This window comes from Mycolicibacterium doricum, assembly GCF_010728155.1.
Lineage (GTDB): Bacteria > Actinomycetota > Actinomycetes > Mycobacteriales > Mycobacteriaceae > Mycobacterium > Mycobacterium doricum.
In genome coordinates this window covers 3,860,121-3,879,240 of record NZ_AP022605.1, presented here as the reverse complement: position 1 = coordinate 3,879,240, position 19,120 = coordinate 3,860,121, and the positions used below count along the sequence as shown (strand labels likewise).

The window sequence follows — 19,120 nt, the reverse complement described above, 5'->3', positions numbered from 1 at the left end:
GGGCTGTGGAAATTGGGGATGGTGGCCTCCGTCGCAGCCTGACAGGCGTGTCGGCATGGGCGACAGCTGTGGACGAACATGCGCGCCAACCGGCCCCGGCTGTGGACGGTGACCGCGTTGTGTGACAACCCGGGTTTCCGCCAAGGCTCGGTCACCGGCTTGTCCCCAGACTGTCCACAGGATCGATGAGTGACGGACGTGACAGCAGGTGCTCGAGGTTTTTCCGGCGCGGCTGCTCGGCACGCTTTCGACACGTGACAGAAGGCCGCCGGATGCACTCGGCGGCGGTAAACCGGTGAACGGAGCGGACGCTCAGCGCTTGGCGCGCTGGCGGATCCGCGTGGTGAGTTCCTTGACGTGATCGAACACCTCGCGACGTTCGGCCATCTCGCCCCGGATCTTCTTCTCGGCGTACATCACAGTCGTGTGGTCGCGGCCGAACGCCTGCCCGATCTTCGGCAGGGACAGGTCGGTCAGTTCACGGCACAGGTACATCGCGATCTGTCGGGACTGCGCCAACGCACGGGTCTTACCGGGGCCACGGAGCTCTTCGATCGTGGTCTGGAAATACTCCGCGGTGGCCGCCATGATCGCCGCCGTCGAGATCTGCATGGTACTGGCGTCGGAGATGAGGTCACGCAGCACGATCTCGGCGAGGGACTTGTCGATCGGCGTCTTGTTGAGCGAGGCGAACGCGGTGACCCGGATCAGCGCCCCTTCGAGCTCGCGGATGTTGCGCTCGATGCTGCTGGCGATGAGCTCGAGGACGTCGTCGGGGACGTCGAGGCGGTCCATCTGGGCCTTCTTGCGCAGGATCGCGATACGCGTCTCCAGTTCGGGCGGCTGCACGTCGGTGATCAGCCCCCACTCGAACCGCGTCCGTAGCCGATCCTCCAACGTCGCCAGCTGTTTGGGCGGGCGGTCGGAGGAGATGACGATCTGCTTGTTCGCGTTGTGCAGCGTGTTGAAGGTGTGGAAGAACTCCTCCTGGATGCCTTCCTTGCCTTCGATGAACTGGATGTCGTCGACCAGCAGCACGTCGATGTCGCGGTAACTCCGCTTGAACGACGCCTTGCGGTCGTCGCGCAGCGAGTTGATGAAGTCGTTGGTGAATTCCTCGGTGGAGACGTACTTCACGCGCATGCCGGGGAAGAGGCGTTGGGCATAGTTGCCGGCCGCGTGCAGTAGATGTGTCTTGCCCAGACCGGACTCACCCCAGATGAACAACGGGTTGTACGCCCGAGCCGGTGCCTCGGCGATGGCCAGCGTCGCCGCGTGGGCGAACCGGTTCGAGGCGCCGATGACGAACGTGTCGAACGTGTAGCGCCGATTGAGGCTGACCGCGTTCGGATCCTCGGCGGCCGGCGTCTCGGGCGGGCGGCTGAAGTACCGCGGCCATGTCTCCTCGGCGCTCGCACGCGCTTCGGTGTCCTCGTCGACTTCGTCGACTTCGGAGCTCACCGGGGACGGTGGTGGGTCGTCCTCCCCGGGGGACGGTGTGGCGATCCGCACGCCGAGTTCCACGCGTTGGCCGAGATGGCGGCTCAACGCTGTGATGATCGGTTCGCGAAGGTGACGCTCGATCTCGTTCTGGACGAATGGCGTGGGCACCGACAGCAGAGCAAACCCCTCGGTGATCACGAGAGGTTTGACGAGCTTGAGCCAGGCTCGTTGCTGAGGTGTCAGGGCTGGCAGCGCACGGTCGCCGTTGCGCGGTCCGGTGGCCGCGGCGGCGCCGTTGAGTTCGGCCACGACGTTGTTCCAGACGGCGACGAAAGGTGGGTCGGGGTCAGCGGTCAACACTGCTACCCCCTTGCGGTCCGTCCAGAGACGACCAATCGAACGAAGACAAACTGTCCACAAAGTTATCCACAACCTGTGGAGAGAGGACGGGCGTCGGTCGTTCTGTTGTCTACCGGTTGGGACGCCACCGGGACGAGGCTCGGCACAGCGGATGGTGGGGCTGTGGGCTCGCGGCCGGTGAATCGTCCTCGTTTCGTTGTCGGCGGCCGTTCCGGGTCCGAAACGGCATTGCCAGAAGCTAACAGTTTTCTCTCGGAGTGCCAACCGTTCGACAACATTGGGAGACTTCGTCTTTCTGTCCGTCGATAGCGGTGAAGAATGTGACGGATGTCAACGATCGGCCGCCTCAGCGGCGAGGTTTGACCCCGGGAAATCTCGTCAGTACCCTCGAACAGTCGCCCGCACGTGGCGATACGGCTGCGATCCGGGGACGGAGACCGCGCCGGCAAGCACGCAAGACGCACGAGCTCAACAACGGCGACCGCGTCCATCCGTGAGTGACATGCGGACGGAATGTGGATGCCACACGTAACGAGGAGATATTGCCGTGGCCAAGGGCAAGCGGACGTTCCAGCCCAACAACCGCCGACGTGCACGGGTGCACGGGTTCCGGCTGCGGATGCGCACCCGTGCCGGCCGGGCGATCGTGACGGGCCGCCGTCGTAAGGGCCGCCGTTCTCTGACTGCGTGAGTCGACGCAGAATCTCACGCGGTGCTTCCGGCTCGGTACCGGATGACCCGGTCGACGGAGTTCAGTACCACGGTCAGTAAAGGGGTGCGCTCGGCGCAACCCGATCTGGTGCTGCATATGGCGAAAGTCATCGACGATCCCAGCGGTCCGCGCGTCGGTCTGGTGGTGGGCAAGTCGGTGGGTAACGCCGTGGTGCGCCACCGGGTTTCCCGCCGGCTCCGACACATCCTGTACCCGATGCTCGCCCAACTGCAGCCCGGACACCGACTGGTGATCCGCGCGCTGCCGGGCGCGGGCACGGCGACATCTGCAAGCCTGGCGCACCAACTCTCCGTGGCGCTGCGCCGAGCCCGGGCGCGTGCCGAGGCCTCGGCGTGAATACCCGACGACGAGTGAGCATCTCGGCCACTTCCATCCCACTGAGGGCTGTTGTGTACGCCATCCAGCTCTACCGCCACATGATCTCTCCGCTTCGCTACCCGTCGTGCCGGTTCACGCCGACCTGCAGTCAGTACGCGGTGGAGGCGCTGACCGAGTACGGGTTGATACGAGGCGGGTGGCTCTCGGTCGTGCGGCTGGCGAAGTGCGGCCCGTGGCATCGGGGAGGATGGGATCCGATCCCCGAACGGCCGGACGCGGCGAGCGCGCCGCCCCAAGAACGACGCGGTGCAGATGTCACCGCCGACCCCGTCAGGAGCAAGTCGCGTGTTTAACTGGTTCAGCCTCGACATCATCTACTATCCGGTCTCGGCGATTATGTGGGTCTGGTACAAGGCGTTCGCCTTCCTCCTGGGTCCCGACAATTTCTTCGCTTGGGCACTGTCGGTGATGTTTCTGGTCTTCACCCTGCGCGCGATCCTCTACAAGCCGTTCGTTCGGCAGATCCGCACCACGCGACAGATGCAGGAACTGCAGCCGCAGATCAAGGCACTGCAGAAGAAGTACGGCAAGGACCGCCAGCGGATGGCGCTGGAGATGCAGAAGCTCCAGAAGGAGCACGGATTCAACCCGATCCTCGGGTGCTTGCCGATGCTCGCCCAGATCCCGGTGTTCCTCGGTCTCTACCACGTCCTCATGTCCTTCAACCGGACGCAGACGGGTATCGGACGGCTGGGCCTTTCGGTGGAGGAGAACCGCAGCCTCCCGAACTATGTGTTCAGCGCGACCGACGTTGCACACTTCCTGGACGCCAACCTTTTCGGGGCGCCGCTGGGCGCGACGATGATCCAGCAGCACGGTTTGGAGGCGTTCACGGAGTTCAACCGGGTAGCGGTGGTGGTCGTCGGTGTGCCGATCATGCTGCTGGCCGGCATCGCGACGCACTTCAACAGCCGCGCGTCGGTGGCTCGTCAGACGCCGGAGGCGGCGGCCAACCCGCAGACCGCGTTGATGAACAAGCTGGCGCTGTATGTCTTTCCGCTCGGCGTGGTCGTGGGCGGCCCGTTCCTGCCGCTCGCGGTGATCATGTACTGGCTCGCCAACAACATCTGGACCTACGGTCAGCAGCACTACGTGTTCGGCAAGATCGAGAAGGAAGAAGAGGCGAAGAAGGCCGAAGAGTTGGAGCGCCGCGCCGCGAACGCGCCCGCACCCGGTGCCAAGCCGAAGCGCGCGCGCAAGGCGCAGGCCGCGAGCGAGGCCGGCGCGGAGGCGGTCGAGGGTTTGGCGAGTGGTGCCGACGGTGCGGCGAGTGGGTCCGCGGCGAAGGCGAGCGGGAACGGGGCCGCGAATCCGACAGGTGGACAGGCGCAGAGCCGAACACCGAAGCCGGGAGCCCGGCCCAAGAAGCGCAAGCGTTGACCAGTCCGGCACTGGCGGAAGAGGAAGAGGCAGAGATGACCGACGCTGATACGACCGAGCTGACCGAGGACGTCGAGACGACGGAGGGCGTGGACCCCGCGGCTTCGGAGGACGAGCTCGAGGACCAGTTGGTGACCGAAGGCGAGATCGCCGGCGACTACCTGGAGGAGTTGCTCGATCTACTGGACTTCGACGGCGACATCGATCTGGACGTCGAAGGTGACCGCGCAGTGGTGAGCATCGACGGCGGGGCCGATCTGAACAAGTTGGTGGGTCGCAAGGGCGAGGTGCTCGACGCGCTACAGGAGCTGACGCGGTTGGCCGTTCACCAGAAGACGGGGGAGCGCAGCCGGCTCATGCTGGACATCGCTCGGTGGCGCCGCCGCCGCCGCGACGAGCTTGCCGCGTTGGGCGAGAAGGTCGCGCGCCGCGTCCTGGAGACCGGTGAGCGCGAGGAGCTCGCGCCGATGACGCCGTTCGAACGAAAGATCGTCCACGACGCCGTTGCGGCGGTGGACGGAGTGCACAGCGAGAGTCGGGGCGTGGAGCCGTCTCGCCGTGTAGTCGTGCTCGTCGACTGAACGAGTTACATCGATGTAGTTCAGCCGAAGCTGGTTCGCCGATAGGCAGGGGATGTTTCACGTGAAACACGTAACGCCGCCGCCGACCGCCGAGGCAGTCTTCGGGCATCGCCTACAGGCAGCACAGCGCTACGCCGACTTCTTGGTTACCGTCGGCGTCGACCGCGGGATGATCGGCCCACGGGAGACGGACCGCGTCTGGGATCGGCACATACTGAACAGCGCGGCGCTCGGCGAATTGATCTTGCCGGGCGAGCGGATCGCCGACATCGGCAGCGGAGCCGGACTACCCGGGATACCGTTGGCACTGGCCCGACCCGACGTCCAGGTCACACTTATCGAGTCGATGCAGCGCCGCTGCGAGTTTCTCACCGAGGTGGTGGACGTCCTCGGTCTCGCCGTCACGGTGGTACGGGGTCGGGCAGAGGATTCGGGAGTGCAGCGGGAAGTGGGGGAGATGGATGTCGTCACGTCCCGAGCGGTCGGATCACTCGACAAGCTGGCAACCTGGGGGATGGGCATGCTCCGCGACGGCGGCCGGATGTTGGCACTTAAGGGGGCCCGAGCCGAGGCGGAGGTCGAAGAAAGCCGTCGGGTACTTGCCCGGGTTGGTGTCGTCGATGTCAGGGTGTTGAGATGTGGGGCGGACTATTTGGACCCAGCAGCCATCGTCGTCGAGGCGCGACGGGCGATGCCGGTGAAGGGCCCCGGCCGGCCGAGGAGATCGGGCAGGAGATGAGCATGAGCGAGGGTCCTGGCGGGACGCGGGGAGCAACTGGCGGCGCGGGTGTTTCACGTGAAACATGGCCGGCGGTGCCCAAGGGTGTGGCGGCCGAGCCCCCCTCGGATTGGCAGAGCGATGCGGTGATCGACACTCCGATCGCAGCCGAGGCGGAGCGGGCGGTGCGCCTACTGCACTCGGCGTCGCGGGGCGGGCTGCCGCGTCCGACCCGCCAGCGGGTGTTCACCATCGCCAATCAGAAGGGCGGGGTCGGTAAGACGACCACCGCCGTCAACATCGCTGCGGCGCTCGCCCGGCAAGGCCTGAAGATTCTGGTCATCGACCTCGATCCGCAGGGCAATGCCAGCACGGCGCTCGGTATCGAACACCGACCCGGCACGGCTTCGTCGTACGAGGTGTTGATCGGGGACATCCCCGTACAGGAGGCTGTCCAGCAGAGTCCGCACAGCGAGCGGTTGTACTGCGTCCCGGCGACCATCGATCTCGCGGGGGCGGAGATCGAACTCGTCAGCATGGTCGCCCGGGAGGGCAGGCTGCGCACGGCGCTCGCAGAACTGAAGCAGTACGACTTCGACTACGTCTTCATCGACTGCCCTCCGTCGCTCGGGCTCCTCACTATCAACGCGTTGGTGGCCGCACCGGAGGTGCTGATCCCGATTCAATGCGAGTACTACGCGCTCGAGGGTGTAGGCCAGTTGCTCCGCAACATCGAGATGGTGAAGTCGCACCTCAATCCGGAACTCACCGTCTCGACCGTCATCCTCACGATGTACGACGGCCGCACGCGGTTGGCCGATCAGGTTGCCCAGGATGTGCGCGCCCACTTCGGCGAAAAGGTGCTGCGCACGGTCATCCCGCGCAGCGTGAAGATCTCGGAGGCACCCGGATACGGCATGACGATCCTCGACTACGACCCCGGTTCCCGGGGCGCAATGAGCTACCTCGACGCCAGCCGTGAGCTCGCGGAGCGGGGTGCACCCCATGACGACGGCGCCGCAAGATGACCGTCTGTGCGCGAAGGAGAGAAGGACATGACGCAGCCCACTCGTAAGCGCAGCGGTCTCGGCCGCGGCTTGGCCTCCCTCATCCCGACCGGACCCACCGAGGATGGCAACCACGGTGCGCTGGGCGGCCCTCGGATGGGCAGCGCCGCGGCCGATGTCGTCATCGGTGGCGGGCCGACGGCAGCGCCGCCCCGCGCCGACGTCGGCGCCGTCTACCGGGAGATCGACCCGTCGGCGATCGAACCGAACCCCCGACAGCCGCGACAGGTGTTCGACGACGAGGCGCTCTCCGAGCTCGTGCACTCGATTCGCGAGTTCGGCCTCATGCAGCCGATCGTCGTCCGCGCGCTCGAGGCCGGCGGTACCAGTCCTCGCTACCAACTCGTCATGGGGGAGCGGAGGTGGCGTGCCGCGCAGCAAGCCGGCCTCACCGCCATCCCGGCTATCGTGCGCGAGACCGCCGACGACAGCATGCTGCGCGACGCCCTGCTGGAGAACATCCACCGGGTTCAGCTCAACCCGCTGGAGGAAGCGGCGGCATATCAGCAGCTGCTCGACGAATTCGGCGTCACCCACGATGAACTGGCGTCGCGGATCGGCCGTTCACGGCCGTTGATCACCAACATGATCCGCTTACTCCGTCTGCCGATCGCGGTGCAGCGCCGCGTTGCCGCCGGCGTTCTCTCCGCCGGGCACGCCCGCGCGCTTCTTGCGCTGGAGGGGGGTCCAGAGCGCCAGGAAGAGCTCGCGGCCCGCATCGTCGCGGAGGGCCTGTCGGTCCGGGCGACCGAGGAGGCGGTCACGCTGGCCAACCGAAGCGACCCGGCGGCTCCACCGGCGGCTCGGCGAAAGCCGATCCAGATGCCCGGCCTTCAGGACGTTGCCGAGCAGCTCTCGACAGCGTTCGACACCAGGGTCACCGTGAGCCTCGGCAAACGCAAAGGGAAGATCGTCGTCGAGTTCGGGTCGGTCGACGATCTTCAACGAATTGTCGAGCTGATGAACTCGACGAAGCCCTGACCGAGAACACGAGGGCATTACGTCACTGTGACACCACGACTTTCGGCGGACGGAGTGCTCGCGCTGGCTGAGACAGAAACGGCAGGCGCCCAAGGCATTTCGCGTATCGGGGCCGCCCTGCCTATCCTGAAGCCCGAACGGCGGTCGTCCGCAGCGCACGAGAACCGGGGAGCGTAGTGCCCGCACGTATCACGCCCTTGCGCCTGGAAGCTTTCGATCAGCTCCCCAAGCATGCGCGCCGCTGTGTCTTCTGGGAGGTCGATCCGTCGACGCTGGGTCGTCACGACCATCTGTCCGACCCTGAGTTCGAGAAGGAAGCCTGGCTGTCGATGGTCATGCTCGAGTGGGGATCGTGTGGTCAGGTTGCCGTGCTGTGCCCGGAGGCGATGAGCGACGAAGCGGCGGCGACCGACCCGTCCGCCGAGGAGCCGTGTGTGGGATACGCGTTCTACGCACCGCCGCGTGCGGTTCCACGTGCACGCCTGTTTCCGACCGGGCCGGTCAGCGCGGATGCCGTGCTGCTGACGACCGTGGGCGCGGAGCCGGGCGATGATGCCGCCGGACTCCCGCACACTCTACTGACGTCGGTTGTCGGGGATCTCGTGCGCCGAGGTGTCCGTGCGCTCGAGGCCTTCGGACGTACCGAGGCGGCGGCCGAACTCATCGATCCGCGACTGGTTCCCGGCGAACTCACCCCGGTGGTCGAGGCGCTCGGCGACTGCTCGGTGCATCGGTGCATGGTGGACGACGACTTCCTGAAACAGGTGGGCTTCACGGTGGTGTCCCCGCACCGATACTTCCCGCGCCTGCGTCTGGAACTCGAGCAGGGCCTCGGGTGGAAGGCCGACGTGGAAGCGGCGCTGGAGCGGCTGTTGGAATCAGCGCAACTGCAGCAGCCGGTCGGGGCGGACAGCGGCCGCTGTTAGCGTGGTCGCACCGGTCAGTTCGACCTCAGCCGACCGGCCTGTTCGACGGACAGTTCGTGCGCCAGTAGTTCGGCGAAGGTGAATGTCCCTGTCGGGCGGTCGTTCTTGCCGAGGAGGTAGAGGCGCTTGACCGCGGCGAGGATGCCTTCGGCGATCGCATCGCGATTGCGGTTGGACACCAACAGTTCCCGGTCATGGGGATTGGTGATGTAGCCGACATCGACCTGCACCGTGGGCATCCGGGTCAGACGCAGCAGATCCCACGTCCGGCCGTGGGTGCGGCAGTCACGCAGCCCGGTGCGGGCGACGACCTCTCGCTGAATGAAGTCGGCGAGGCTGCGCCCGATCGTGGAGACCGACCCATGCGAATTGCCGAAGTGGAACGACGCCACTCCGTTGGCCGCCGGAGTGGGCTGCGCGGCGCAGCGCAAGCTGATCATCAGATCCGCGCCCACGGTGTTGGCGGTTGCGGCACGTTCGGCGTCGGAGGGGCTGCGGTTGGTCGGCCGGGACAGGAACGTGTCCATTCCGATGGCTGTCATCCGGCCTTCGAGCCGACTGGCCAAGTCCCACAGGACGTCCGCCTCGCTGACCGGTCCCTGGGGCCCGTTCATGATGAGCCCGTGGTCACTGCCGCCGCGGCCCGGATCGATGATCACCCTCTTGCCCGACAGTCGGGGACCGGAGCGGCGGACCAGCTCTTCCTCCCGGATTGCATGCGGAGACCCGCCGGTGACCCGCGAGCCGAGGAAGTACAGCGAGCGCAGCGTCTCCGGACCGCAGATCCCGTCGGGGTACAGCCCGTACTCGCGTTGGTAGCAGGTGAGCCCGTGGTGGGTCTGCAGTCCGAAGTGGCCGTCGACCAGACCGGTGTAGAACCCGAGATCCTGAAGGCGGGCCTGGAGCGTCGCGACGTCGTCGCCGTACATCGGGGCACCGAACTGGTGCATCAACGTGCGGGCACCGAGGCGGTAGGACGCCTCTCTCAGCGCCCGGGACGTGGCCTCTCCGACGATGCCGTCGACCAGGAGACCGCGGTGCTGCTGAAAGGCACGAACCGCGCGGTCGAGGTCGTCGTCGAACAGGTCGGCCACGACGTGTCTTCCAGTGGTGAGGTCGTCGTCGGGGCTCTCCAGTAGACCAAGACCGCAGAGCGCTGCGCGGATCTCGGTGACCGCAACCCCGCGATCACCGTGACGCAGACTCCACATACTCGCCCCTTCGGCAGGCCCCAGCTATGGCTGTCAGTACCCCCGCGGCACGGACATATGCACGACGGGCCCGGAAGGCATTCTCTCAGAAGATTCCGGCAATCCGGAAAACGCCAGGCGGACCGGAATCGAGCCGAGATCCGTCAAAGCAGGTCTGCGAGTTCCCGCAGCAGCGCGGCTTTCCCCTTGGCGCCGACGATCCGCTTGACCGGTTCACCGTCCTTGAACAGGATCATCGTCGGGATCGAGACCACCTGGAAGTCGCGTGCCGTGGTCGGATTCGCGTCGACGTCGAGTTTCGCGACAGTCAGCGCACCGGCCTTCTCGCTGGCGATCTCCTCGAGGACCGGGGCGACCATCTTGCACGGGCCGCACCAGGTGGCCCAGAAGTCGACGAGTACGGGGGTGCTGCTGGTCAGCACGTCGTTCGAGAACGAGTCGTCGGTGACGGTGACGCTGTTGCCGGCCATATCTGCTCCTGGTGGTAGGTGGTGTCTCAGATCGGTGTTGAAATCTCTTGATCGCTCGGGGCGACGCCGAGTTCGGCGAGCCAGCGTTCGGCGTCGATCGCCGCCGAACAGCCGCTGCCCGCGGCGGTGATCGCCTGCCGGTAGGTGCGGTCTACGAGATCGCCTGCGGCGAAGACACCTTCGACCGATGTGTTGGTGGTGCGACCCTCGACCAGGACGTAGCCGTCCTCGTCGACGTCGACCTGCCCGCGGACGATGTCCGAGCGCGGGACGTGGCCGATGGCGACGAACACGCCGGTCACCGCAAGCTTTGACTCCTCGCCGCTGATGTTGTCGCGCAAGCGGATTCCGGTCACCTTGGGGTCGCCCTCGATCTCGGTGACCGCCGTGTTGGTCAGGAACGCGATCTTCTCGTTCGCCCGGGCGCGTTCGAGCATGATTCGGGACGCGCGGAACTCGTCGCGGCGGTGGATCACCGTCACACTGCGGGCGAAGCGGGTGAGGAACGTCGCCTCCTCCATCGCCGAGTCGCCGCCGCCGATGACCGCGATGTCCTGATCGCGGAAGAAGAAGCCGTCACACGTGGCACAGGTGCTCACTCCCATGCCCAGCAGCGCTTCCTCACCGGGGACGCCAAGGTGGCGCGCGGCCGCGCCCATGGCGAGGATCACCGCGCGGGCCCGGTGGGTCTCGTCGCCGACGGTGACTGTCTTGACGGGACCGTCGAGGGAGACCTCGTCGACGTCTTCCATCCGCAGGTCGGCGCCAAAGCGCAGCGCCTGCTCACGCATCTCGTCCATCAGTTCGGGCCCGGTGATGCCGTTGCGGAAACCGGGGTAGTTCTCCACCTCGGTGGTGGTCATCAGGGCGCCGCCGAACTGGCTGCCCTCGAAGACGAGCGGCTTGAGCTGTGCGCGCGCAGCGTACACGGCAGCCGTGTAGCCGGCCGGTCCTGAGCCGACGATGATCACGTCGTGAACCGTGGATGAGGTGGTCATGTGAGCCTTTCTGCCGTTTCGCGCCGGCACGGGTACAACACCAGCCTAGGTCCGGGTGTTCCCGCACGCCCGTTGCAGGGGCCACGCTAGGGCCGGTCGACCGGCGACCGGCCACTCGTGTGGCCTACGGTGCGGCCGGTCGCTGCGTGGCGGCGGCTGCGCGCGGACTGCGGCACCGTATGGCAGCCGCGTGCGGCGGGCAGCCGCGGTGTCATGTCGTCGAGGCCCTGCAGCGTGCCGGCCAGCTTCGCCCGCCCCCGGCTGCACCGGCTCTTGACCGTGCCTTCCGCCACACCGAGCATGCGGGCCGTCTCGGCGACCGAATAGCCCTGCATGTCGACGGCCACGATCGCGGCACGCTGTTCCACCGGCAACCGCAGCAGGGCCCGTTCGACCACGATCGCGGTGTCCACCCGAGTTGTCGGATCACCTGCCGGGCCGATGTCGTCCACAAGGGCGATGGTGACGTGGTTGCGGTTGTTGCGCAGCCGGTCCAGGCAGGCGTTGACGACGATGCGGTACAGCCAACTGCTCACCGCGGAATCGAAGCGGAAGTTCGCGGCCTTGCGGTGGGCCGAGAGCATCGCGTCCTGGAGGGCGTCGGCGGCGTCCTCGCGGTTGCTGCTGGTGATGCGGGCGAGCCGCTCGAGTTGTCGCTGGTGGCGGGAGAACAATTCGGCGAACGCGTAGCGGTCGCCAGCGACGTGATCGGCCAGTAGCTGGGCGTCGGACCGGCCGACGGTGTCGAAGCTCACCACAGCCGAAGACTAAGCGGGCGCGGAGGTGGTCGCGGACACCTAGATCGCCGACGGTGCGTCCGCACAGGTCGGAGCTCGCGACCCCTGTGGATAACCGGCTAGGTGGTGCCCCTGAGCGTGATCTCGGAGACGTCGGTGCGGCTCTCGCCGTCGACCGTGCCGAGCTTGTCGATCCACACCAACACATACGAGGTGGGGGAGGCGCCGCTGACGGTGATCGTGTTCTTGCCGCGCCGCAGCGGCGTCGACGGGGTCATCTCGGTGGTGCTGTCGAGCGAGGACGGTTCGGCCGACGGCGACGACCGGATCTGCACGGAGGTGCCGGTCGAGGAGACGTTTACGTCCACCGCGGTGATCGTGGTCGGCTCAGGCAGCTCCAGCATCAACCCGACGCCGTTCTTGAAGTTCGGGAACGGGATCGGATCGGAGTAGGTGTCGGTAGGCCACACCGTCGTCGAACTGCCGTCGATGGCGTTACCCGCCAGATCGGGGGAGTCGGCTCCGCCGTCGGGAGAGAACACCGTCGCCCGGACCGGACGCACCACGTTACCCGGGGCCGTCGTTCCGCCCTCGGACTCCGCCGAGGTGCTCGGGGCGTTGAGTCCGAGTTCGTCACCGTCGAAGCCTCCGTCGACGTCGCCGAAGACTCGGCTGAGCACGGTCGCCAGCACGACGAGCGCGACGACGACGATCGCACCGCCGACCGTGAGGCCGACCACCAGACCCCGCCTCCGGCGGGCCTGTGCCTCGGCGTCGTCGGGCCCGCCGTGGAACGGTGCCGGAGCGGCGCCGCCGTCGGGCCGGTCGACGGGTGAGATCAGGTCGGTGCGGTCGGCCACGGCGGTGGCCTGCTGCAGCAGATTCAGCAGCGTCGGTGCGCTGCGGATGCCGCCGTCGGGTTGCACGGCGCGCACCGCCGCAGCGGAGATCTGGAACGGGATCGCGCGGTCCACAGCGCGTGGTTCGACGGGATTGCCTGCGGGATCCTGGTCGGCTGGGGCGAGCCGGCTGGGCACACCGGTCTCGGGTAGCGGCCACCGGTTGACCAGCAGGGCGTAGAGCGCGGCGCCGATACCGCGGATGTCGTCCTCGGGTGTGGCGTCGGGCATCGTGGCGGGGAAGGCCAGCGCGACGTCGCCTTCGATGCTGACCCGCACGCGGCTCGGGTGGTCGATCGACAGCGCCACCCCGGAGCGGTGCGCCGCCTCGGCGGCCGCGGCCAGTGACTGCATCGCCCGCGCGCCGCCGATCGGGGAGGGGGCCGTCTCGGCGACCTCGGCCAGCGAGCCGCCGCGGATCCACTCGGAGACGATCAGGCCACCGGATCCGGTGTTGGCGACGTCGAGGACGCGGGCCACCCCCGGCATGTCGAGGCGGCTGAGCTTGAGGGTGCGCGACAGGATGTCCTGCACGCTTTCATCGGGCAGGGTGCCGTCCGGGTCGACGAAGGTCAACGCGACCTGGCGGTCGAGCGCGGTGTCGAGTGCCTGCCAAAATTGCAGGTCGGGTGGTCCGCCGTGAAACACCAGCAGCCGGTAGCGGCCGCCGCCGATTGTCGCGCCGGGGATCAGGTGGACGTCCTCGTCGGAGGTGGCCGCCTCGACCGGCGGTTCGCGCGGCGCGTCGAAGGGCAGCGATTCCCGGGTGGGGTCGCCCCCGTAGTCCGCGGGTGGACGACCGGACATGGGCATCTCGGTGGTCGCGGACTCGACGACGTCGGGATGGAAGTCGTCCGCGGCGGGCCGCGCAGGGTGATCCGCGGCGGGCCGCGCAGGGTGATCCGCGGCGGGCCGCGAGATCTTGGTGGTCGAAGCGCTGTCGGGCGCCGCTACGGAATCACCCGCGGAGTCGTCGCTCACCGCTGGTCCTCTCCACCTATCTGCCTCGGTCCCACGCACCGGAGTTCCCCGAACCGGAGACTCGTAGCGGCCGGTCGCGGGGCCCCGACTCCGCCGGACCGGACGCGCACTCCTGCCGTCAGAGTACGGGAAGGCATCGGGGAACAGCGGTTGGTGGGGACGAGATATTGACGCGGCGGGCACCGGGGCGGGCCTACCGAGACGCCTGCGCAGGAACGCGACGGCGGCTTCGGCTTCGGGAACTCGGGCCGCGAGCAACACCCCCGCGATGACCGGGATCATGATCAGGCCCATCACCGCCAGCCGTACGAGCGAGCCGGCGCCGCCGCCGGCGGCCGTCAGCGACTCCAGCCCGAGCAACTGGTCGGCGACGTGGGCGAGCAGACCAGCCAGCAGAGAAGCGGCCGTGGTCACCAAGATCGTGCGGATCACCTCGACGTCGAGCATCCGGCCGCCGGGAGGGCGCAGGCTCGACTTCAGCAGGAAGTGGCCGACCACCGCACCCGCGAGGAATCCGAGGCCGTTCGCCAGGCCGAGGTATCCGGCCACCAGTTCGGGGTCGTCGGCCAGCGCCGGCGCCGCGACCGAGGCGATCACCTTCACCATGGTGACGACGACGATCACGATGGTCGGCGTCCACGGGCGCTCACGCGCGTAGAAGACCCGAAGCTGCAGGAGCACGAGCGCGTACGGGATCAGTGTGAACGCCGACAGCGTGATCGCCATGCCCAGATACCCGGCGTCCGTCTCGCCGAAGTTGCCGTAGGCGAACAGCGCGGTGCCGATCGCCGGACCGCCCACGGTCATCACCGCGACGATCGGGATCAGCGTCACCATGGTCAGCCGGGTGGCCAACGAGAAGTCGCCGAGGACGGCACGAATGTTGTCGGCGGCGGCGTTGCGGGACAGCCGGGGCATCACCACCGTGAGGACCGTGACGCCGATGACCCCGAACGGCAACTGCAGAACCAGCCACGTGTAGTTGTAGATCGCCGGACCGGAGGCCGCCGCTCCGCTGGCGATCTGGTTACCGACGATCAGGCCGACCTGGCTGATGAGTACGTACAGCACCATCGCCGCGGCCATCGTGCCGAACTTCTTGAGGCGGTCGTCGATCCCCCACAGCGGGCGCAGGCTGATCCGCTCACGCCGAATCGCGACGAGCAGAACCGCCGTCTGTGCGAACACGCCGAGGGTGGTGCCGATTCCGAGTACCAGGAGTTTGGCGTTGCCCATCTCGACCGGGTCGATCGAGAGTTCGCCCGGCACGATGAGATACAGCCCGAGGGTGGCGATGGCGACCACGTTGTTGACCACCGGCGCCCACGCCGGCGGCCCGAACACGTTGCGCGTATTGAGGATCGCCGAGAACACCGACGCCAGGCCGTAGAAGAGCACCTGCGGTAAGAGCAGATAGGCGAACGCCGTCGTCAGCGGATTGTTGACCCGCGGGTCGTCGCCGAGCATCAGGTGGACGAGCAGAGGCGCACCCGCCACCGACAGGACCGTGGCGACCAGCAGCAGCGTGCTGGCCAAAGTCACCAGGCGGCGGACGAAGGCGGTGCCGCCGTCCGGGTCGTCGCGTTCGGCGCGGGCCAGCACCGGCACGAAGATCGCGGTGAAGGTGGCTTCGAGCACCAGCGCCGCGACGAGGTTCGGCAGCTGGTTCGCCACGGTGAACGAACTGGCGAGGGCGGCGCCGAGGATCGCGGCGAGCAGCACGACCCGCAGGAATCCGGTGATCCGGCTGACCAGCGTCGCGACCGCCATACCCCAGGAGCGGGATACGACGGCCGCGTCGGACAGTTCGGGCCGGCCCGCCCGGCGGCGGGGGGCCGGGCCCCGCGGAATGCGCTGCCGGGGCGGTGGTGGAGGTCGGCGGCGGGCCGGGTTCGGGCGTGCGGCGCCGGGCGGCGGCGGGATACGGCGTGGGGCGGGGAACGGCTGCGGCGGGGGGTCGGACGGCCGGTTCGGCGGTGGAGCCGATTCCCACCCGGTGGTGCTCATCTCTGGTCGCCGACGGGTTGGTCGCCGGGCGCGTACCGGATGGCGGTGTCGAGTGGGTCGGTCTGCAGGTGTGCTTCAGCGGCTGCTCGGTTGGGCCGGTCGAGGTCGGCCGGATCGGGTTGCCCGCGGAATCGGTGCCACAGCCGGCGGCCGGCCAGCAGCACCAGCACCGCGCCCGCGCTCATCGTGATGATGAACAGCACCTTGCCGTACGCGTTCGAGTGCACCGAGAGCCGCACCGGTTCACCCAACGGCAGCCCGTCGGCGGTGCGCAGTGCCACGTCGACCGCCACGCGCTGGGTGAAGTGCACCTCGATCGGGACCCGCAGCGGCAGGTAGCCGGGCGGCAGGCTGATCTCGCCCATCTCGTCGACCGTCATGCCAGGGGGTGCGTCGACCGCCAGGCGCACCCGGATCGGGACCGGGAGGTCGTTGCGCAGGGCGAGGGGCAGCGGACTGCGTTCGGTGGCCAGCGTGTATGCGCCGCCGGGATTCACCACCCGCACCCCGCCGAACATGTCGCCGACGGTGTCGGTGACCACCGAGAGGCGCTGCTCGGCCAGCCCGTTGCGGGCCGACGGCGGCGTGGACTGGCTCAGCGCGCGCAGCATGTCCTCGCGCAGCGGGGCGGTGTACCCGATCCCGGTCAGCCCCGTCCTTACGTCGACGCCGAGGGCGGCGGTCAGCCCGGAGAGGCGTCCGTTGGTGGCGGCGATGCCCGAGGTGACCGCATCGTCGATCCGGCCACGCGGGTTGCCGGTGTCGTCGGCCGGCCAGCCGACATCCGGCTGCGGCGGCACAGCGTCACCCTCGGCGATCACCTTGCGCAGCGGGTGGGGAAGCGCGAGACCGGCCCGGATGGCCATGCCCATCGAGGTCAGGATGGCCTGGGCGTCGTCGGGATGCGGGCTCCACACCAGCGGCGGCACGACGATCTGTGTACGCGGCTCGGTGTCGGGTTGCAGAGCCCGCCACAGCAGGGATCCGATTGCGTTCTGGCGCCGGGCCACCGGCGAGTCCTGCCGCAGCGGGATGTCGAGCGAGGGATCGAGGTAGCTGGGCGCGGTGGGGTCCGTGCCGGCCCCGGCCAGCGCCGCACCGACGGCCGGGTCGAACGGCATCGCGACGAGGTTGGGGGAGTACCGGGTGGGGGTCAGCTCGGCCATCGCGCCGAGCCCGGTGGCGTCGTCGCGGGCGCCAAGTGTCGCCGCGGTGACGGCTACCGTGCGGGCCTGCGTGGACAGCAGCCGAGCAGCCGCACCGGTGAGCGGACCGTCGCCGGTCAGTGTGATGCCGCGGGTGGAGGCGATGCCGAGGATCTGGTCGACGATGTCGGCGGCGCCGGTGGTGGCGATCGTGGTGAGCCGCGGATCACCCACCCGCTGCAGCGCGTCGAGATCGGCCTGGGCGTACGGCGTGGAGGTCACACACATCCGCTGGGCCAGCGCCTTGAGCCGGTTCAGCCAGCTGACGGCCGCCTCCTGCCCGGTGCCGGGGCGCGTCGGCGTGGTCGGGCCGGCGTCGGGCCCGTCGTTCACGGCGTATCCGGCCGTCATCGCGTTGACGGTCACCAGCAGGTCCGGGTCGACCGCCAGGCACAGGGCCCGGCCGACCTCGCCGCCCGGGTCGACGGGCGGGCTGGTCGCGAAGTCGGCCGCGGCGAGCAGCGTCTCCAGTCGGCCGCCGGATGCCAGCGAGGCGGCGAGCTCGTCGTCCACCAGCCGCGCCGGCGCCGTCCCGCCCGGAATGCCCGCAGCCAGCCGGGGTTTGTCGGCCAGCGGCCACAACATGGTCAGCCGCACCGGTCTGGACGTGTCGGGGGCGACGACGGAGGTGAGCATCTCGGCGGCCGACTCGGCGCCGGGCTCCGACGGCACTCCCAGCACCGGGAGCAGGAACCGCGCGTCGTCGAGCCGGGCCGGCGCCCCGTAGTCCGGCGTTCCGTTGACGTTGACCAGCATGGGATACACCCCGGGCTGTTCGATGCGCAGCGACGGCCCGTCCGCACCGCGGATCGGGTAGGCGAGGGTGAACGGCACCTCCTTCCCCCGGTCGAGATCGGGAGCGACGGTGATGAAGTCGGCGACCGGTTCGAACTGGTCGAGGTTGCCGGTCAGGTCGGTACGCAGACCCGACGACGAGTCGACGGCCGCTGCGTGCTCCAGGCGCAGCACCACATCGCGGACCGTGCGGTCCCCGACATTGCGCACGACACCGGACACCGTGACGACCGGATCGCTGGCAGTGGTGACGACATCGGGGGTGACCCGGTCGATGCGCAGCTGTAGGAACGGGGCGGCGCCGGGCTCACCGGCGGCGGCCTGCGGCAGTGCGGTCGAGATGGTGGTCAGCAGCAGCAGGATCAGTGCGGCCAGCAGGCGCGGCACCGCCGCCTTCGTGCGTGGCACCGCCACGGTCCTCACTGGCCTTGTCCGCATCCGTTCGTCCGCCGGCCGGGAGGGGTTTGGCTGGACTCGTCACGATGACCGTTGCGGGCGTGCGAATGGGTTTGCGGGCGTCGACGGGGCGCCGAGCGCGGCAGCGGGGGCAGGGCGGCCGGACCGTCGCGGTGCAGTTTGTCGATGAGTTCGTGGGCGACCTCAGCCAGGCGGCGTTCGTCGGCGTAGGCCAGCCGGTGCGGCAGTTCCTTCAGCGGCACCCAGGCCACCTCGGTGACCTCGACGTCCTCGTCGGACAGTTCACCACCGAGGAATCGCATCAGATAATGGTGCACGGTCTTGTGCACCCGGCGGCCCTCGGTGACGAACCAGTAGTCGATGCTGCCCAGCGCGGCGAGCACGTCGCCGCGGATGCCGGTCTCCTCGGCGACCTCACGGATCGCGGTCTGCTCGGCGGTCTCACCCATCTCGATGTGACCCTTGGGTAGCGACCACAGCATCCGGCCACGCCGGTCGACACGGCCGATCAGTGCCGCGACCTGACTGTCCTTCGGTCCGTCGATTCCGTCGATGACCAGGCCGCCCGCCGAGGTCTCGTGCACGGTGCGCAGCCGCTCCGAGGGGCGGCGAGGCCGGGTCTTGCGGGCGTGATCGGTGGGTTTGACCGTCGCCTCGGGGGTATCGGCGGTCCTGACCCCTTCGGTCGGCTCGGTGGCGGCGGTGGATCGAGCTTCGGCCGCCTGCGGGGGTCCGGCCGCGCGTCGGCCACGACGTCGCCCGCGGCGGCGTCGTGGTTTGGGCAGCTCGCCTTCCGACACCCAAGCGATAGTAGCTGCCACCCGGTTTCACTC

General features: G+C 68.4%; 17 protein-coding genes. 9 read left to right on the top strand and 8 right to left on the bottom strand.

Going from position 1 to position 19,120, the window contains the following annotated elements:
• Nucleotides 1-312: 312 nt before the first annotated feature.
• Nucleotides 313-1,800 carry a chromosomal replication initiator protein DnaA gene (gene dnaA, locus G6N07_RS18975; protein ID WP_085192548.1) on the bottom strand — a complete coding sequence of 496 codons (1,488 nt, stop codon included), beginning with the start codon at nt 1,798-1,800 and terminating at the stop codon, nt 313-315.
• 550 nt (nt 1,801-2,350) lie between these two features.
• On the opposite strand from dnaA, the gene rpmH reads away from it, so the two are divergent.
• From rpmH to G6N07_RS18930, 9 genes are all read left to right on the top strand, one after another.
• Nucleotides 2,351-2,494 (top strand): 50S ribosomal protein L34, encoded by a 144-nt coding sequence (rpmH, locus tag G6N07_RS18970; protein WP_005142265.1) that lies wholly within the window; start codon nt 2,351-2,353, stop codon nt 2,492-2,494.
• A gap of 21 nt (nt 2,495-2,515) precedes the next feature.
• The gene (gene rnpA / locus G6N07_RS18965; protein ID WP_085192511.1) at nt 2,516-2,872 is read left to right on the top strand and encodes a ribonuclease P protein component; all 357 of its coding nucleotides are present in this window, start codon (nt 2,516-2,518) and stop codon (nt 2,870-2,872) included.
• Between the two features lie 80 nt (nt 2,873-2,952).
• Nucleotides 2,953-3,207, top strand: a complete 255-nt coding sequence (yidD, locus tag G6N07_RS18960) for a membrane protein insertion efficiency factor YidD (RefSeq protein ID WP_235849929.1) — start codon at nt 2,953-2,955, stop codon at nt 3,205-3,207.
• Nucleotides 3,200-4,294, top strand: coding sequence for a membrane protein insertase YidC (yidC, locus tag G6N07_RS18955; RefSeq protein ID WP_085192509.1), 1,095 nt, complete (start codon nt 3,200-3,202; stop codon nt 4,292-4,294). The genes yidD and yidC overlap by 8 nt, the downstream gene beginning before the upstream one ends.
• 35 nt (nt 4,295-4,329) lie before the next feature.
• Complete coding sequence (locus tag G6N07_RS18950; RefSeq protein WP_085192547.1) at nt 4,330-4,875, top strand: Jag family protein; 546 nt, start codon at nt 4,330-4,332, stop codon at nt 4,873-4,875.
• Between the two features lie 61 nt (nt 4,876-4,936).
• Nucleotides 4,937-5,614, top strand: coding sequence for a 16S rRNA (guanine(527)-N(7))-methyltransferase RsmG (gene rsmG / locus G6N07_RS18945; RefSeq protein WP_085192546.1), 678 nt, complete (start codon nt 4,937-4,939; stop codon nt 5,612-5,614).
• A 2-nt stretch (nt 5,615-5,616) separates the two neighbouring features.
• Nucleotides 5,617-6,621: a ParA family protein gene (locus G6N07_RS18940; RefSeq protein WP_372507553.1), complete on the top strand. Its 1,005-nt coding sequence runs from the start codon at nt 5,617-5,619 to the stop codon at nt 6,619-6,621.
• Nucleotides 6,622-6,648: 27 nt separating this feature from the next.
• Nucleotides 6,649-7,641, top strand: a complete 993-nt coding sequence (locus G6N07_RS18935; RefSeq protein ID WP_085192545.1) for a ParB/RepB/Spo0J family partition protein — start codon at nt 6,649-6,651, stop codon at nt 7,639-7,641.
• Nucleotides 7,642-7,817: 176 nt separating this feature from the next.
• Entirely contained in the window at nt 7,818-8,567 is a 750-nt protein-coding gene (locus G6N07_RS18930; RefSeq protein WP_085192507.1) for an acetyltransferase, read from the top strand.
• A gap of 14 nt (nt 8,568-8,581) precedes the next feature.
• Here G6N07_RS18930 and G6N07_RS18925 read toward each other — a convergent pair whose 3' ends face one another.
• From G6N07_RS18925 to G6N07_RS18895, 7 genes are all read right to left on the bottom strand, one after another.
• Entirely contained in the window at nt 8,582-9,778 is a 1,197-nt protein-coding gene (locus G6N07_RS18925; protein WP_085192506.1) for an N-acetylmuramoyl-L-alanine amidase, read from the bottom strand.
• A gap of 143 nt (nt 9,779-9,921) precedes the next feature.
• Complete coding sequence (gene trxA / locus G6N07_RS18920; RefSeq protein WP_085192505.1) at nt 9,922-10,248, bottom strand: thioredoxin; 327 nt, start codon at nt 10,246-10,248, stop codon at nt 9,922-9,924.
• A 26-nt stretch (nt 10,249-10,274) separates the two neighbouring features.
• The gene (trxB, locus tag G6N07_RS18915) at nt 10,275-11,246 is read right to left on the bottom strand and encodes a thioredoxin-disulfide reductase (RefSeq protein ID WP_085192504.1); all 972 of its coding nucleotides are present in this window, start codon (nt 11,244-11,246) and stop codon (nt 10,275-10,277) included.
• Nucleotides 11,247-11,332: 86 nt separating this feature from the next.
• The gene (gene sigM, locus G6N07_RS18910) at nt 11,333-12,004 is read right to left on the bottom strand and encodes an RNA polymerase sigma factor SigM (RefSeq protein WP_085192503.1); all 672 of its coding nucleotides are present in this window, start codon (nt 12,002-12,004) and stop codon (nt 11,333-11,335) included.
• A 98-nt stretch (nt 12,005-12,102) separates the two neighbouring features.
• A complete protein-coding gene (gene murJ / locus G6N07_RS18905; protein ID WP_179960007.1) occupies nt 12,103-15,870 on the bottom strand; it encodes a murein biosynthesis integral membrane protein MurJ in 3,768 nt (1,255 codons plus the stop codon).
• Complete coding sequence (locus G6N07_RS18900) at nt 15,867-18,308, bottom strand: hypothetical protein (protein WP_235849925.1); 2,442 nt, start codon at nt 18,306-18,308, stop codon at nt 15,867-15,869. The genes murJ and G6N07_RS18900 overlap by 4 nt, the downstream gene beginning before the upstream one ends.
• Nucleotides 18,290-19,087 (bottom strand): NUDIX hydrolase, encoded by a 798-nt coding sequence (locus tag G6N07_RS18895; RefSeq protein ID WP_179960006.1) that lies wholly within the window; start codon nt 19,085-19,087, stop codon nt 18,290-18,292. The genes G6N07_RS18900 and G6N07_RS18895 overlap by 19 nt, the downstream gene beginning before the upstream one ends.
• Nucleotides 19,088-19,120 lie beyond the last annotated feature (33 nt).